Origin of the sequence: Legionella qingyii (assembly GCF_003990155.1) — a bacterium.
Taxonomy (GTDB): Bacteria; Pseudomonadota; Gammaproteobacteria; order Legionellales; family Legionellaceae; genus Legionella; species Legionella qingyii.
On record NZ_RZGX01000001.1, the window covers coordinates 206,640 to 222,895 of the forward strand.

The following is a 16,256-nucleotide window of genomic DNA, read 5'->3' on the forward strand; positions in this document are numbered from 1 at the left end:
TATGTTTTGCCCGTTTTGCCATGCAGAAGAAACTAAAGTAGTAGACTCACGCCTGGTCGCTGAAGGTGCCCAGGTGCGAAGAAGACGAGAATGTCTTGTATGTCATGAACGTTTTACTACTTTTGAAACAGCTGAATTAATTATGCCGTTAATTGTAAAACGTGATGGCAGGCGTGAACCTTTTAATATTGATAATTTACGCTCAGGTATGTTGCGTGCTTTGGAAAAACGGCCTGTCAGTGTTGATGCATTAGAGGCATCGATTATTGCGATTACACAGGAAATTCGCCGTCGCGGAGAACGAGAGATTGACTCTCAGATCATTGGTGAATTGGTCATGAAGGAATTATATAGTTTGGATCATGTAGCTTACGTGCGTTTTGCTTCTGTTTATAAACGCTTTAAGGACGTAAGTGACTTCAGACAAACTATAGACCAGATGAATAAAGACTAGGGTAAAAATTTACTTGTTGATGTAACGCAATATGTTCGCGGAACATAACTCCAATAAGGCGAATTATTAATACCCTGGTGTTCGCTATTTTTATGCCCCTCTCAATGAGAGGGGAGTTTTATAGATGTTTATAAAGAATTCATGAGGTTAAGGTGGAAAAGCAGTCAATAAGCGGTAAAAGAAAAGCCAGAAAATTAGCACTTCAGGCTCTTTATCAATGGTTAATGTCTGGAAGTGATTTACATGAAATCGAAGCACAATTTCGAATCGTTAACAATATGGATAAAGTGGATGTAGATTATTTTTGCCGTATTTTGCATGGCGTTCCAGCCCATGTTGAAACATTGGAAACAAACATTACTCCTTTTCTTGATAGAGAAATTACTGGCTTAAATCCAATTGAACTGACTGTATTACGTATTGGTTCTTTTGAATTATTATATTGCCCTGAAATTCCTTATAAAGTCGTGCTTGATGAATCAATATCATTGACTAAAGAATTTGGTTCCCAAGATGGGCATCGCTATGTCAATGGTGTATTACATAGTTTGGCCCAACAAGTACGCTCCGTCGAAATCAGTCATAACTATGGATGAGTTCTCACTTATTGAGCATTTTTTTAAACCACTAGATTATGAACGTGATGATGTACTGTTAGGTATTGGAGATGATGCTGCCTGTATATGTGTTCCCCATGAAATGAATTTACTGGTGAGCATGGATACTCTGGTTTCAGGAGTACATTTTCTCCCACATTGGAATGCCTATGATATTGCATGCAGATCAGTCATGGTTAATGTGAGCGATATGGCCGCTATGGCGGCAAAGCCTTCTTGGATTACTCTTGCTCTAACCTTACCAGAACTCAATCAGCGGTGGCTTGCTTTATTTGCTCAAGGATTAAAAGATTCGCTCAACCAATTTGATATGACTTTAATAGGTGGCGATACAACCCATGGTCCTTTATCGATTACACTTACTATTTTTGGGACTGCACCCAAAAGTAAAGTGATATCACGTGGTGGAGCTAAACCTGGTGACATTATTGTAGTTTCAGGTGAGTTGGGTGCTGCTGCTTTGGCAGTTAAATTTCTTGAAAATCAAGACATTTCTGCGCAAGATAAAGGGGAGTTAATGGATAAATTATTATACCCTAAGCCTCGAGTTGATTTAATTGAATTTTTAAGATGTCATGCAACTGCAGCTATAGATATTTCGGATGGGCTTAGTGCAGATTTAAACCATATCTGTGTTGCGAGTGGAGTTGGCGCCTGTCTTAATAAAGAGGCAATTCCAGTACATCCCTTGCTTTATAAGTATTGGACTGATAATGCACTAGATTTGGCTTTGACTGGCGGCGATGACTATGAATTATGTTTTACTGTACCTGAACATCATTTGTCCTCATTATTGAGCGATTTTAATAGTGCTAATTTGCATTGTTATCCCATCGGAGTAGTTGAGGAGAGAGCTGGTTTAAGAATGAAAGATGCAAACAATCACTACCATGAGTTAAAACCAACAGGATACTCCCATTTTTAGCCTAGGGACGCAAAAAGAACTCAGAGGGTAGTGACTATTGTAAGTTAATGCATTTTGATCCAACCTTTAAGATTAGCTAAGTAAGAGAATAAGAAATGAAACAAATAAATTTAGCAAAAAAAGTTTTTCAGGATCCTACTTATTTCATTGCCTTTGGTTTTGGTAGTGGTTTAATGCCGACAGCGCCAGGAACATGGGGCACATTAGCTGCAATACCTGTGTATTTACTGCTTATGGGTACCAATTGGCTGGTTTATCTTTTTTTTACGCTTATTGCATTTTTATTGGGTGTGTGGGTATGTGAGAAAGTTTCACAAGATTTGGGTGTGCATGATTATAAAGGAATCGTTTGGGATGAGGTTGTAGGCTATTTGTTAACTATGTTTATGGCACCCCAGGGAGTCAAATGGATGATCTGTGGTTTTATTTTGTTTCGAATTTTTGATATTTGGAAACCACAACCTATTGATTACGTCGATCAAAGAGTACGTGGTGGTTTTGGAATTATGTTTGATGATGTATTGGCTGCAGTGCCTTCCTGGATATTGATGCAACTTTTAGCATGGAGTTTTGCCTAATGAATGAGAACCATAAAGAGCTCATTAGCATGGGCTTAACTGTTGGAATTGTAATTCTTAGTCTATTTATTATTCATCGTTTTATCCCATCATTAATATGGGCTTCCATAATTGTTATCGCTACTTATCCCTTATATGAAAAATGGCGTATTTTTTTTGGGAACAAAAATAACTTATCCGCTTTACTATTTACGACTTTAATTGGTTTGTTGTTTTTACTTCCTTTAAGCTGGTTATTGGGACTGTTGATTAAGGAATTACAGATATTTATTAATTTTCTTCAAGAGATTAATCAACAAGGTGGTGCTGCCCCAGGATTTTTAAGAGACTTTCCATTATTCGGAAATGATTTAGTTAATTATTGGGATGAGCATATTGGTAAGCCAGGAATGATTAAGAGTTTATTGTCTAATGTTCACTTATCGCTGACACCTACGAGCTATTATGTGAAACAAATAGGGGCAAGTTTAGCTCATCGTAGCGTCCAATTAGGCTTCACTTTGTTAAGCTTATTTTTCTTTTATCGTGATGGCGATCAATTATTATCGCAGATTTACCATGTAGGGGAATATTGCTTGGGAAAAAGATGGTTTCGTTATGCAGATAGATTACCCAGAGCATTGAGGGCTACAGTTAATGGAACCATAGTAGTAGGACTTGGAGTAGGTATCTTAATGGGAGTCTGTTATGGTTTGGTTGGTTTCCCTGCACCTACCTTAGTCGGATTTATAACTGCACTCGCAGCAATGATCCCATTTGTTGTTCCTATAGTTTTTATTACGGTAGCAATGGTTCTGTTTTCATTAGGCAGTATGATTGGTGCAATCGTAGTCTTGGTTTGGGGAACCCTTGTGATGTTTGTTGCAGATCACTTTGTTAAACCTGCTTTGATTGGTGGTGCAATTGAATTACCCTTTTTAGCGGTATTATTTGGAATTCTGGGTGGAGTCGAAACTTTAGGTTTGCTTGGTTTATTTGTTGGTCCTTTGGTTATGGTTTTATTTATGACTTTATGGCAAGAGCCGCAGATTTTGAGTCCTAAAAAAACACTTCAGTATTAACAAAAGAATTAATGTATGGACTAATCGTTTACGACCCGTCGCCTCAGATGTTGAAGACGATGGGTCAATTGATTTTGACATTGATTATAAAACCGTGTCTCATAGAGCCCTCAGTGTGCTCGGGATGAGCTGACGAATCAAGATAAAATTACTTATAATTACATTGATCAAAGCGATAAACGACACCGACATTACCCATCTGAACTTGGAGCGTCTTTCCAAAATCGTCGTTACTGGCTGTTGCCAAATAACGATAGGAGGCATTCAATGCCCAATTTTCTGCAAAATTAAAAGTTAGTCCAGCAGTTCCCTGATAGGCAAAGGCACCTTCTGTGACGCCAAAGGAGGCTGCTCCAAAGGGACCTGTACTGTTCAAAGAAGTCTTAATATAAGCATATCCAATACCTAATCCTAAGAAAGGAGAAATTGTCGGCATGATAACATCAGCAAAATCATAATAAATATTCGCCATACCTACGTTAGCATTAGTGTTACCTGATACCCCAGTTTGATCAATTAAGTCAACATCAAAGTCTTTGGTATTAGCTCGTAAGTAGGTGTACTCTAATTCATAACGGATAGGATTACTTTGATAGCCTAAACGTACCCCGGCGTTATAGCCATTTTCATAAGCGACATCATCAAACAGAAATCCCAAATGATATTTTGATACATTTCCAGATATGTGAGTATATCCACCAAATACGCTGGAATACCATCCATTGACTGGTACTGCAGCTACAGCAATACCACTAGATAATAAAGTAGCTGAAAAAAAAGCAAATTTCATAACATCCCTTTGTTATTATTTTTTTGTCGAATCATGTTAACGTGTTACTTTAAATTTGCAAGTATTAGACACGCATATTTTTTGGAAATAAGAATGATGGATATACTTTTTGATTATAAAAAAAATTGTAATTTCCGTACCATTTGCCAGCGATATTCTAGGGTCTGTTGACAATTTCTTCATTAGCCTATGTACCACGCTTTATACAGGGAATCCAGTAAAGACTGCATTAAAAATAGGTAGTTTCCTCGATATAAACAGAAACAATTAAACTGCTATGAATTTAAAAGATGGAATGTCCTTATGGCAAAATTTGGAACAATGTCTATACTTCCAATTGGCATTTCTTATTTAAGAATACCTTATATGAGGAGATGCCGACGCCAACAAGGATTAAAGCGAACGCTCGATATATTTATTAGAGCAAAAGTTTTAAAGCTAAAGTGACTCAATTTTTATCTTTCGGAAGATGCAAGTCTAGGCCATCGGCTAATGGAATGATGTTTAGGAAAAAGCAATTGTTAGAACTTAGCGCGATGTAGAAAAATTAACATGACTATACGCATGCGATCAATTTAGCATAATAATTTTCTACTTGTATAAAATAAACATTAATGTAATGATGAATTTTGCATCATGAAAAGGAGTTTCAAAATGCCAAAAAAAAAATCATTGAAAATACCTAAAGAATTTGTTGAACAAGTAGTAGCTATAATTGCAAATGAATCAGAGGAAGGACGCAAAAAAATAGTCGCTATTGCTCAAAGAGCAGAAAAAAATTATCAGCGTCCCGTAAAATCATGGCTAACAGGTTGGGTTTATCAGTACACCAGAACTCGTGGTGAAAAAATTGAACAATCAATTAATGTGATGAAAGATTTTCCTGATGCTTTTACTCGATTGCAAGAGTTAAAGCTCATGATTAGCGATGGTGAGTGGAATGTAAATAGCTCTTATAATTATTTCCTCTTTCTTGAATTAATCGATGCGGTACCCGACTATCAAGTCGTTGAAGACGCTCAGCTTCCTAAATTCATTATGGAGCTTAAAGAGGAAGTATTAATAGAGATTAATAGCTTTATGGCCCAATATAAGGCGACATTGGAAGATAAGAAAAATCGAGAAATTGAACGTCAAGCAGCACTGCAAAAAGCACTGCAAGCATCCGAAAACGTGCTAGTCTTTAATAATCTTGCTGCAGCAAAAGAGCAATCCTCCGCACAACAAGATAAAGTTGTTTTTACTTTAAGTTATAAAAATTCTCAATGGCAACTTTCTTGGGTTGATGCAACGGGAGAGGTATATCCTCTGACTCCGAGCGAAGAGCTGTCACAGAAGCTGGCGACATTTGAAAACCGAGACGTAGAAAAATTAAACTCTGTGCATTTAAAACAAATTAAACGAGAGTGCCTCAAAGCAAGAGAAGAATACCTTGCTAAAATTCAATTACTCATCAATCCAGAGAATCCCAAAACAAACCTTGCATTAACTAACGAAGATCTTGCTGTAAAAGGTATTACTTCAACTTTTGTATTACGACATACAGAAAAAGAAGGGACGAGCCTCTGGTGGATTAACAGCATGGGTAGTGCAAATAAAATTTCATTAACAGATTATCCTAAGCTGGATTCCTGGTTGGCCAATCAGAAAGGAGCATTTAAAGACGCAGATGTTTTGCAATTAAAAGCATATTTATTGCAATTGAACACCGCTCAATCAATTGCTTCATCGAAACTAGATAAAATGAATAGTATGTTTTCTCAGATATTGCAAAATAAAAATAAGCAGAATCAACAAGCAGTTGATGAGATGAAGAAAACAGCTCCTGGCCAAGGCAGGATAAACATGAAGAAATTTGCGCTTATCGAGAAACATCTGAAGTCTCGAATAGAAAATGTAACTACCAACAAACCTATTTTATCTAAGGAAGAGGTTGTTGATGAGACTGATACAGAAGAGAAATCTACTTTCTCTAAACAAGAAGTTGTTAAAGAGACCACGGTAGAACATTCTAAAAAATTAGATAAAAATAGATATGAAGCTCTTTCACAGTTACCGACTTTTTGGCAACAACGTAAAATTGCTGCAGAACAATCGGCAATTGAGGAAATGAAATCTTTAACTAATGGTTAGTTTTTATGCTCTCCCCGGTGTGCCAACAAAACCGGGGTAAATTATTTTCGACTATGTCAATCTTGAGGAGTATACGCTAAAGGCCCTCCTGATTTCAGCATTATAGTTTTATAATGCCCATGTTCTCTTCTTGGTTGGTCTTGCCTCAACTTCATAAAGCAATAAAAAATTGATGGTAGTTCCCGATGGATTTTGTGTATTAACTTGAAATCTTATCGTAGTTATATTTAGACTTGTGAGATGAGTATTTGATTAATTTGTTAATTAGCCGATCCCTGTATATACTCAATTTGGTAAATAAACGTTTCCCCACTCTTCCTATGAGGAGAGGGATGATCGTTTTGTACCACAATATTCAAACCTATCAATTTCCACGTATACGGAAAAGAAAATAGCTTAAATCTTCATAGCTGGTATGTCAGGTCTCTGACAAAGTGAATTGTTTCATGTTTTGCACATTTTAATGATGTCTTTAAGGTCATATTAGCGCTCTTACATGACCCGAAGGTTGACAACACTAAAGGCTCGAGGCTCAAAGTTTATATGGAACAGGACTTACGAAAAAAGCCAATCTCTTTGTTAAAAAATGTTTTTAATTCGGTCATTTAGTATATCTAAACTCCCTCATTAAAAACATTTTTTGCCTCGACCTTAGAATTTTTCGTAAGTCCTGTGGAATAAATGAAGACCGGGGAACACGTTGCATCGTGCTGATATAGTAAAAAATGTAGGTTGTACAAAAAATCTACTCTAATACAAGGATGAACATCATGACACAATCCAAAATTTCACATGTAGTAATGATGGGTGATAGTTTAAGCGATAGAGGGACTGCAAACGAAGCCTATATCTTAGGTTGTATTCCGATGCGTTATTTTGCTGGGTTATCAGGAACCTCAGCAAAAGGCCGATTTACTAATGGGTATGTTTGGGCTGATATGATTGGAGCATTTTTTGCCAGTGATTTTATGATCAAACAAGTTAAAAAGAAGTATCAGTATTCTAACGACGACATCGCCGACGCAATTATAAGCAAAGACCGAAAAATAATTGATGAAATTATGTACGATTATAATTTGGATAATGATCTATTTATCAAGTTTGAAGGTAAAGATTTTATCCGTTCCTATGATCAAGGCGGATTAAGTTCGTATGATTATGCCTGGACCCCAAGTTCAAGTTTGATTCGTTTTTTTAGCCGAATTATTCTTCCTACTTTAAAGGGAATGCGTGACAAGTTGTTTGCTTATGATAAAGAGCATCAACTATCTTCAAAACATAAAAGTCAGTCTCTGGTAATAGAATGGTCTGGAGCCAATGATTTAATTACAGTAAATGCGGAACCTTCAATCCAAGAAGTAGACAGAGCAATTAAGGAGCGAACAAAAAATCTCGAACTCTTAATACAAAGTGGGTATCGAAATTTTATTTGGTTCAATTTACCTGATCTCTCTTTGACACCGCGTTTTCAAAATATGAAAGGTGAGAAAGGGGAAAAGGCGCGCAAAAATGCATCTGACTGTGTCAATTACTTTAATCAAGAGCTTGCCAAAGCAAGTGAGCAGCTTAAAGTAATGTACCCTTTTTGCTCATTTGATATATTTGACATTAATAGTACTTTTGTGAATGCTTACCAAAACCCACAAGATTATGGATTTGATCCGAAAAAGTTAACGCAACCCTATACAACCTCTGACGATTTTGTCATCTTACCCAATGGTACATCTCCTGCGCAAGGTTATGCATTCTGGGATGATATTCATCCAACAGCCGATCTTCATATGATCTTGGCTAATATGTTTTATGAACAATACAAATCAAAGTTTAATTTTATTGAGCCAGGGACTGGTGATGAAGAACCCCATAACATCACTGCGACTCAATTAAAAAAAGCATTTTGTGCTCGATATGAAGTGAGCTTAGCAAAAGATAGAAGTAGCTTTTTTGGCTCGTTCACTAAAGCAAGAATCGATCAACATAAAGCATCTCTGGAAGATATTTTAAGCTATGCGCTTCATAAAAACGATAAACGTACGTTGCAAACACTTATTGACTTACAATGGATTGATCAGCAAGGAAACATCAAGCTAAATATTCCTGAATTACATAATGCCATGAATCATGTAACTCAGCATCAAAATATCAGCATCGTATAGTTTTTTGACTTCTTTGGGGGGTGTTGACAATTAGTCTCAGAGTCTACACCTCCCAGACCCAATGCGAGTCGGATAAGCGATGATTGTTACCAGTCATTGCTCTCCTAAGAACCGTGCGTTAAAAACCATTGGTGATCGGATAACGCCAGTCTTTTCCAAAAGCAGTTGGGCTAATTTTAATTCCTGGTGCAGATTGACGGCGTTTATATTCATTGCGCTTGATCAATTGAATCACTTTAGTTACTGTTTCCGCAGAAAAACCCTGTTGAATGATTTCTTCGGGAGTTAAGTAGTGTTCCATGTAGGCAACAATGATTGCATCTAATATCTCATAGTCAGGCAAGCTATCCTGATCTGTCTGATCTGCTCTTAATTCAGCGGATGGAGCACGGGTTAGAACGCGTTCAGGAATGATTTCAGAAAGACTATTGCGGTAACGAGCAAGCGCATAAACTTGGGTTTTAAGTACATCTTTTAATACCGCAAATCCTCCGGCCATGTCTCCATATAATGTAGCGTAGCCTACAGCGGACTCACTTTTATTCGATGTTGTGAGTACCATTTTTCCTGTTTTGTTAGACAATGCCATAATTAACAAACCACGAATGCGTGCCTGAATATTTTCTTCAGTTGTATCAGAAGCTAGTCCTGCAAATTCTGGTTCTAAGGTGGTCATCAATGCATTATAAGCGGGTTCAATCGATAGGATGGAATGCGATACGTTCAATCTTTCTATTTGAGCTAATGCATCTTCATTACTCATTTGTGCGGTATAACGCGAAGGCATAAGCACGGCATGAACTCGATCTGCTCCCAAAGCATCTACTGCTACAGTCAATGTTAATGCTGAATCAATTCCTCCAGAGAGTCCAACCAAAACTCCAGGAAAATGATTTTTATTTACATAATCGCGAGTACCACAAACTAATGCGTCATAGATTAATGGTTCAAACTTATGAAGAGGAGACACTGCCCCCTTAATTAAGTTTCCTTGGATCTCAACGGTGCATAAATCTTCTTTAAATGCAGGGGCACGTGCACAAACTGTGCCTTGTGGGTCAATGGCTAATGATTGGCCATCAAATAACAGTTCATCCTGGCCACCAATTTGGTTCACATAGATTATGGATATACCTCGTTTCGCATAAAATTTTAAAAGCGATTCTCTTTTGTGATATTTGCCGCAGTCAAATGGAGAAGCATTCAAAATAAGCAGGACAGAAATTCCATTCTCTATCAAATCTTCGGTGGGGCCTGGATGCCATAAATCTTCACAAATCAACACGCCCACTTTGTAGTGATTTATATCCAGAATACATGGATTTTTTTTGCCTGGAGTAAAATAACGTGCCTCGTCAAAAATTTCATAGTTGGGTAAATTTTGCTTGTGATATTCAGCAACTTTTTGCCCCTTATGAAAAATACTTACACTATTGTACAGCTGTTTTTGGTTATGACCAGGATGTCCTACCAAAACATAACAATCCTTTGTTACAGCTTGTATTTGTTTTAAATGTTCGTTAACTGCTTCTTGAAATTCTTTGCGAAAAAGTAAATCTTCTGGGGGATAACCTGTTAAAGCCAGTTCAGGAAAGAGAATTACATTGTGCTCTTCTTGGTTGCCTTTTATAATCTCTATAATTTTATCTCTGTTGGACGTTAAGGCACCTACTGTAGGATTGATTTGTGCCATAAGTACAGCAAGCTTATTCTGCATTATATATACTCTAAAAAGACCCAAGGTTCGCTAAAGCAGGGCCTGTTGACAACGTTACCATCTAAATCAAAATGATGAGGTTTCACCCGCTCCGACTCTCACAGATTTCGTGCATTTCGGTTGCTCTAAATTCTCATCATTTTGTATTAATCTGGCGAATTGTCAACAGAGCCTTATATAAAGAACATTTAATTTAAAGATAAAATTGTTAATTAATTTAAAAATTGACTAAAATAGTTCCTTTGCCCAGTAAAAAACACACTTATGTTAAATGAAGCACTCTCAAAAATGCCAGAAGTCTTTGAAGACAAAATATTATTGCGTGGTCAAGAGTATTTTGAAAATGGACATGTGCTCAATATTCGTTTCAGTGATGGATTGTTAAAAGGACGAGTCAAAGGCAGTTCAAGCCAGATTTATGATATACATATGGATTTGAAGGCTTGGCCAAAGAAATTAGCGCATTGTACTTGTGCGTATCAATATAATTGTAAACATGCTGCTGCTTGTTTGTTTGCTTTGCGTGATAGAGAAATAGGAAGTTCTCAATCGAGCTCTGGTGCTAAGTTAAACAGAAGACTTGACAGCTGGTTGAAAAATTTGCGAGCCCAAGAAGCTGCTGTAGTGAAAGCACCTGAAGTGACTCATCATTTAGTTTATCTCATAGAGCTAAGACTTGATGGCTATGAGCATCGTGTTGCGATTAAATTAGCTTTAGCCAAGTTATTAAAACGTGGCGGTTATGGAAAAATGATTCCTTTCAATAGTCTTTCGGATTCCAAAAAGCAACATTTTATTGATGATGATAATGAGCTGGTAGCGCTGCTGCTGTTTAAATGTGGTGTTTCAGGTTGGTTTGATACATTAACTATTCGCAATAGCGAATTATTAGAGAGGGTTGTTGCCACTGGGAGGGCTTTTTTTATACAGAATCAGGATGAACCAATTCACTTAAGCGAGCCTATTCAAGGTACCTGTGAATGGGTGTTATCTCATAATGGCAGTCAAAATTTGTTATTAATGCATGAAGGAAAAGCATTGAAACCATTATTGTTGGATGACAGTTGGTATTTTAATTGTTTGGAAAGCAAAATGGGGCGTTTAATTACCCCATATCCAATAAAGCAATTAGGCTATTTATTGGAAGCACCACCAATCCCAATGGATCAGACCGAATTATTAGCAAAGAAAATGGCCCAAACCTGTCCTGAATTTCCCATGCCACAAGTTTTTAAAGAGCGTGAAGTTCGAAAAGTTATGCCAATACCGGTACTTATCCTGGATGCCGTTAGTGAACATGGTGAAGAATCCTCTTGGCTTTATGATACCGAAGAAGAATTGCATGCCTTATTTACAGCACAGATTGTTTTTGATTATGCGGGTTTAAAGATAGCAGCTTCTGAAGAGTGTGACACAGTTGTTTGCCATCAGGATGGGGTTTTAATTGAATATAAGCGTGATAGGGATTTTGAGAAATCGAAATGGAATGAAGTACAGAACATACTTGAGTTAAGAGTACCAAGAGCTTGGGAACGTGAACAATGGGAAAAAGTAAAACAAGCTGATTTTATTTTGCAGAATATTAACGTCTTGGCAGATTTGGAATTTCTTTACAGTCAATTAGTACCTGAGTTAAAAAGCCATGACTGGCGAGTTGAGTGTATTAGCTCTTTGTATCAAGAAGTGGTTCATGCTGATGATGTTGAGTGGTATTCGGATCTGTATGAAAATACAACTGATTTTTTCTCATATCAATTGGGAATTTTGGTTGAGGGTAAACCAGTCAGTATCGTACCTTTGGTAGCTGACTTGATTCACCGTTACAGTGGTAATGATTTGGATAATCTTCCGGATACACAATTAGTCAAATTGCCATTGCACGATGGGAGAGCCCTGCAGTTAGAAATGGGACGAATTAAGCCTTTAGTCCGTTTGTTGCTGCAGTTTGGTTTGCGTCATATAGATGAAAACCAACAGGTGCAAATTAATAAATATCAACTTATTCTAATGCGAGAGGCTGAGTTAGCTATTGCAGCAACTAAAACACGTTGGCAAGGCGCTGAAACCCTAAGAGAGCAAATCAGACAACTCTCTCAATTAACTCAAATTCCTGAAGTTCAACCTCCCGCCGGATTAGAAGCCCATTTGCGAGATTATCAACGCTATGGATTGAATTGGTTGCAATTTTTGCGAACAAGTCATTTTAGTGGAATTCTTGCCGACGATATGGGATTGGGTAAAACAATACAAACTTTGGCTCATTTGCAATATGAAAAAGAACAAGGTCGTATAAACGCAGCGACTTTAATTGTTGCCCCAACAAGTCTTGTTGGAAATTGGCAGGCTGAAGCAAAACGTTTTACTCCCCAATTAAAGGTTTTAATTTATCATGGTTCGGAACGTCATCAGGATAATTTTGATGACTATGATATTGTTGTTTCTACTTATGGATTAATTCAACGTGATAAAGATAAATTTATAGCTTATTCTTTCTATTATCTTATATTGGATGAAGCACAATTTATAAAAAACGCGCGTACCAAAACGACGCAAATTATTCAGCAGCTCCACGCTACCCATCGTTTATGTCTGACCGGTACACCTTTGGAAAATCATTTGGGTGAATTATGGTCTTTATTTCATTTTCTAATGCCTGGGCTACTAGGTGATGCAAAACAATTTAGGCTTTGGTTCAGAACTCCTATTGAGAAATATGCAGATTTGGGTAGACGAGAAGTGCTGACTAAGAGAGTACAACCGTTCATATTGAGAAGAACCAAAAATCAGGTGGCTCGTGAATTGCCTCCAAAAACGGAAATGACTCGTACAATAGAGATTGTTGGCCCACAGCGGGATCTCTATGAAGCGATTCGTATGAGTATGGAGAAAAAAGTTCGTGATGCTATTGCCAAACAAGGATTAGGGAAAAGCCATATTCTTCTTCTAGATGCACTGCTGAAGTTACGTCAAGTTTGTTGTGATCCCAGATTATTGTCATTACCGGAAGCAGAAATCGCCTATGGAACCTCTGCCAAGCTCGAGGCTCTAATGGATTTATTAGATAATTTGGTGGGTGAGGGAAGACGCGTTTTGGTTTTTTCACAATTTACTTCGATGTTGCAATTGATTGAAGCAGAGCTGCATACAAGAAATTATGATTACTTAAAGTTAACAGGTCAGACGCTAAATCGGCAGGCAATGGTGGAAAAATTTCAAGAAGGAAAAACGCCTGTTTTTCTTATCAGTTTGAAAGCAGGAGGTACTGGACTTAACTTAACGCGTGCTGATACAGTAATTCATTATGATCCCTGGTGGAACCCAGCAGTAGAGGACCAAGCGACCGATCGAATACATCGTATAGGCCAAGAAAATCCTGTGTTTGTCTATAAGTTGATTACATCGGGTACGGTAGAGGAAGCCATTTTAGGGATGCAAGAGAAAAAGAGACTATTAGTAGAAGGTATTTTATCTGCTGATCCTGCTAAAGCAATGACTTTAAGTGAAGAGGATGTAGAACAATTTTTTATGCCCCTAACCTAATGTGAGTTGATGTTACTCCTCTTGAGCTTTGGGATAGTGCAGATGAATTTGGGATTAAGAAGATTATTCATGTTAAAAAATGGGCAGGACTTACGAAAAACCCCAAGGTTGAGGCAAAAAATGTTTTTAACGAAGAGATTGGGGTTTTTCTTAAGTCCTGTGGGTTCTCCTGTGTTGCACTCAGGCTACAATGCCTTATTTTATCCAAGATAAACACTCAATTTAGAAATATATTTTATTTAGAACTGGCATAGTTTTCGATCATGGCATAAGCTATAAATGATTGTAAACATGGAGAAAATTATGAACTTATGGAAGCTAGCTTGTGGTTTTTTTGTTGCTGTAATCTATTTGCCTGCAGCACTTGCCGCATCTCAAGCACCGGTAGGTACGTGGGTAACAATTGATGATAAAACAGGTCAGAAAAGAGCAGTTGTTACCATTAGTGAATCTGGAGGTACTTTAAGCGCGGTTATTAATAAGGTATTTCCACAGCCTGGTGATACTGGTATTTGTGAGAAATGTCCTGGTGCATTTAAAGGTAAGAAAATCCAAGGACTGCAGTTTATGTGGGGATTGAAAAATGAAGGTGATAATCAATGGGGCGGTGGGTCAATATTAGATCCTAAGTCAGGTAAAGTCTATCGCGCCAAGCTCACTGTCCAAGGCAATAAACTCTTGGTTCGAGGATATGTAGGTATTTCTTTATTAGGCCGTACTCAAGTTTGGCAAAAGCAATAATTGACAAACAAAATTAATTTTTTGTCATTCCCATCTCCCTGGGAATGACAAAAAAGATGTAATTCAATGAAGGTATGATTTTTGTCCGGTTGTTCAGGGTGACATCCTTTTAAAAGATCATTACAATAGACACCGTTCCAAACTCTCATTATGTCACTACCATGTATGATCTGCAAAATTCCAAAAAGACAGTTGATCCTTTAAAGCGCCCACCTCATTCAGTGGAAGCAGAACAATCCATCCTTGGTGGATTAATGTTAGATAATGAGGTTTGGGATAAAGTCAGCAATAAATTATGTGAAGCAGATTTTTATCGCACTGAGCATCGAATTTTATTTCGAGCAATTTCTTCGTTGGTAAAGAAAGATCAACCTTTTGATGTCGTGACTCTGCTAGATGCATTAAAGTCTTACAACGAATTAGATGATGCAGGTGGTGAAGCCTATTTATTTGAACTGGCTAATAATACCCCCAGCGTTGCTAACATATCTGCTTATGCTGATATAGTTCGAGAAAAATCAGTGCAAAGACAGCTTATTGCTGTGGCCACTGAGATTGCTGATTCGGCATATAATCCTGGGGGCAGACAAGTCCCTGAGTTACTTGATATGGCAGAAACCAGAGTTTTTGCTATCGGCGAACAAACAGCGGGTGATGGCGGACCTGAAAATATAAAATCAGTTTTGGTTCGTGCAGTGGAAAAAATTGATGCACTTTACCATAATGGCGATGCCATTACTGGACTTGCTACGGGCTTGTCTGATTTGGATGAAATGACCTCTGGATTACAGCCTTCTGATCTAGTTATTGTTGCAGGTCGTCCTTCCATGGGTAAAACGACTTTAGTTATGAATATGGCAGAACATGCTGCAATTAAATCTGGAAAACCCGTACTTGTTTTTTCTATGGAAATGCCATCGGATTCTTTGGCAATGAGGATGATGTCTTCTTTAGGCCGTATTGATCAGCATAAAATTAGAACGGGTAAATTGGATGATGATGATTGGCCTCGTGTCACCTCTGCCGTGCATATGCTTTCGGAAGCTCCTTTGTTTATCGATGATACTCCAGCTTTAAGTCCTGGTGAAATGCGTGCGCGAGCCCGGCGGTTGGCCAAAGATCATGGAAATCTTGGTCTAATTGTGGTGGATTATTTACAATTAATGAAAGTACCAGGCTTTGGTGCTGATAATAGAACGGCAGAAATCTCTGAAATTTCACGCAGCCTTAAATCGCTGGCAAAAGAGTTACAAGTGCCAGTGATTGCTTTATCTCAGTTGAACCGAAGTTTGGAGCAACGCGCAGATAAACGTCCTGTAATGTCGGATTTACGTGAATCTGGAGCGATTGAGCAAGATGCCGATTTAATTTGTTTTATTTATCGAGATGAAGTCTATCATGAAGACAGTCCAGATAAAGGAACAGCAGAGATAATTGTAGCAAAACAAAGAAATGGCCCTATTGGTAAGGTACGTGTAGCCTTTATTGGTAAGTACACTCGTTTTGAAGATTTAGCTTACAATGGTTATCAAGGGGTAGATTAA

General features: G+C 37.7%; 12 protein-coding genes. 10 read left to right on the plus strand and 2 right to left on the minus strand.

Features of this window, described 5'->3' with window-relative positions:
- The first annotated feature begins 1 nt into the window (after position 1).
- From nrdR to ELY20_RS00825, 5 genes are all read left to right on the plus strand, one after another.
- Entirely contained in the window at positions 2-454 is a 453-nt protein-coding gene (nrdR, locus tag ELY20_RS00805; protein ID WP_058468406.1) for a transcriptional regulator NrdR, read from the plus strand.
- A gap of 152 nt (positions 455-606) precedes the next feature.
- Positions 607-1,050 carry a transcription antitermination factor NusB gene (gene nusB, locus ELY20_RS00810; protein ID WP_110141241.1) on the plus strand — a complete coding sequence of 148 codons (444 nt, stop codon included), beginning with the start codon at positions 607-609 and terminating at the stop codon, positions 1,048-1,050.
- On the plus strand, positions 1,043-1,996 hold the full coding sequence (thiL, locus tag ELY20_RS00815; protein ID WP_110141242.1) for a thiamine-phosphate kinase: 954 nt from the start codon (positions 1,043-1,045) through the stop codon (positions 1,994-1,996). Before nusB ends, thiL begins: the two co-directional genes overlap by 8 nt.
- 95 nt (positions 1,997-2,091) lie before the next feature.
- Positions 2,092-2,574, plus strand: a complete 483-nt coding sequence (locus ELY20_RS00820; RefSeq protein ID WP_110141243.1) for a phosphatidylglycerophosphatase A family protein — start codon at positions 2,092-2,094, stop codon at positions 2,572-2,574.
- Positions 2,574-3,635, plus strand: a complete 1,062-nt coding sequence (locus ELY20_RS00825; RefSeq protein WP_110141244.1) for an AI-2E family transporter — start codon at positions 2,574-2,576, stop codon at positions 3,633-3,635. Before ELY20_RS00820 ends, ELY20_RS00825 begins: the two co-directional genes overlap by 1 nt.
- A gap of 148 nt (positions 3,636-3,783) precedes the next feature.
- Here ELY20_RS00825 and ELY20_RS00830 read toward each other — a convergent pair whose 3' ends face one another.
- Entirely contained in the window at positions 3,784-4,425 is a 642-nt protein-coding gene (locus ELY20_RS00830; RefSeq protein WP_110141245.1) for an outer membrane protein, read from the minus strand.
- A 654-nt stretch (positions 4,426-5,079) separates the two neighbouring features.
- Here ELY20_RS00830 and ELY20_RS00835 point away from each other — a divergent pair.
- Both ELY20_RS00835 and ELY20_RS00840 read left to right on the plus strand, forming a co-directional pair.
- A complete protein-coding gene (locus ELY20_RS00835; protein ID WP_110141246.1) occupies positions 5,080-6,558 on the plus strand; it encodes a hypothetical protein in 1,479 nt (492 codons plus the stop codon).
- A 770-nt stretch (positions 6,559-7,328) separates the two neighbouring features.
- Positions 7,329-8,714, plus strand: coding sequence for an SGNH/GDSL hydrolase family protein (locus ELY20_RS00840; protein WP_110141247.1), 1,386 nt, complete (start codon positions 7,329-7,331; stop codon positions 8,712-8,714).
- Between the two features lie 118 nt (positions 8,715-8,832).
- On the opposite strand, the gene ELY20_RS00845 is transcribed toward ELY20_RS00840, so the two are convergent.
- A complete protein-coding gene (locus tag ELY20_RS00845) occupies positions 8,833-10,431 on the minus strand; it encodes an NAD+ synthase (RefSeq protein ID WP_110141248.1) in 1,599 nt (532 codons plus the stop codon).
- Between the two features lie 264 nt (positions 10,432-10,695).
- Here ELY20_RS00845 and ELY20_RS00850 point away from each other — a divergent pair, with 264 nt between their 5' ends.
- The 3 genes from ELY20_RS00850 to dnaB all read left to right on the plus strand — a co-directional run bounded on the left by ELY20_RS00850 (position 10,696) and on the right by dnaB (position 16,256).
- Positions 10,696-13,971 (plus strand): DEAD/DEAH box helicase, encoded by a 3,276-nt coding sequence (locus tag ELY20_RS00850; RefSeq protein ID WP_110141249.1) that lies wholly within the window; start codon positions 10,696-10,698, stop codon positions 13,969-13,971.
- 303 nt (positions 13,972-14,274) lie between these two features.
- Positions 14,275-14,712, plus strand: coding sequence for a DUF2147 domain-containing protein (locus tag ELY20_RS00855; RefSeq protein WP_110141250.1), 438 nt, complete (start codon positions 14,275-14,277; stop codon positions 14,710-14,712).
- A gap of 161 nt (positions 14,713-14,873) precedes the next feature.
- Positions 14,874-16,256 carry a replicative DNA helicase gene (gene dnaB, locus ELY20_RS00860; protein WP_110141251.1) on the plus strand — a complete coding sequence of 461 codons (1,383 nt, stop codon included), beginning with the start codon at positions 14,874-14,876 and terminating at the stop codon, positions 16,254-16,256.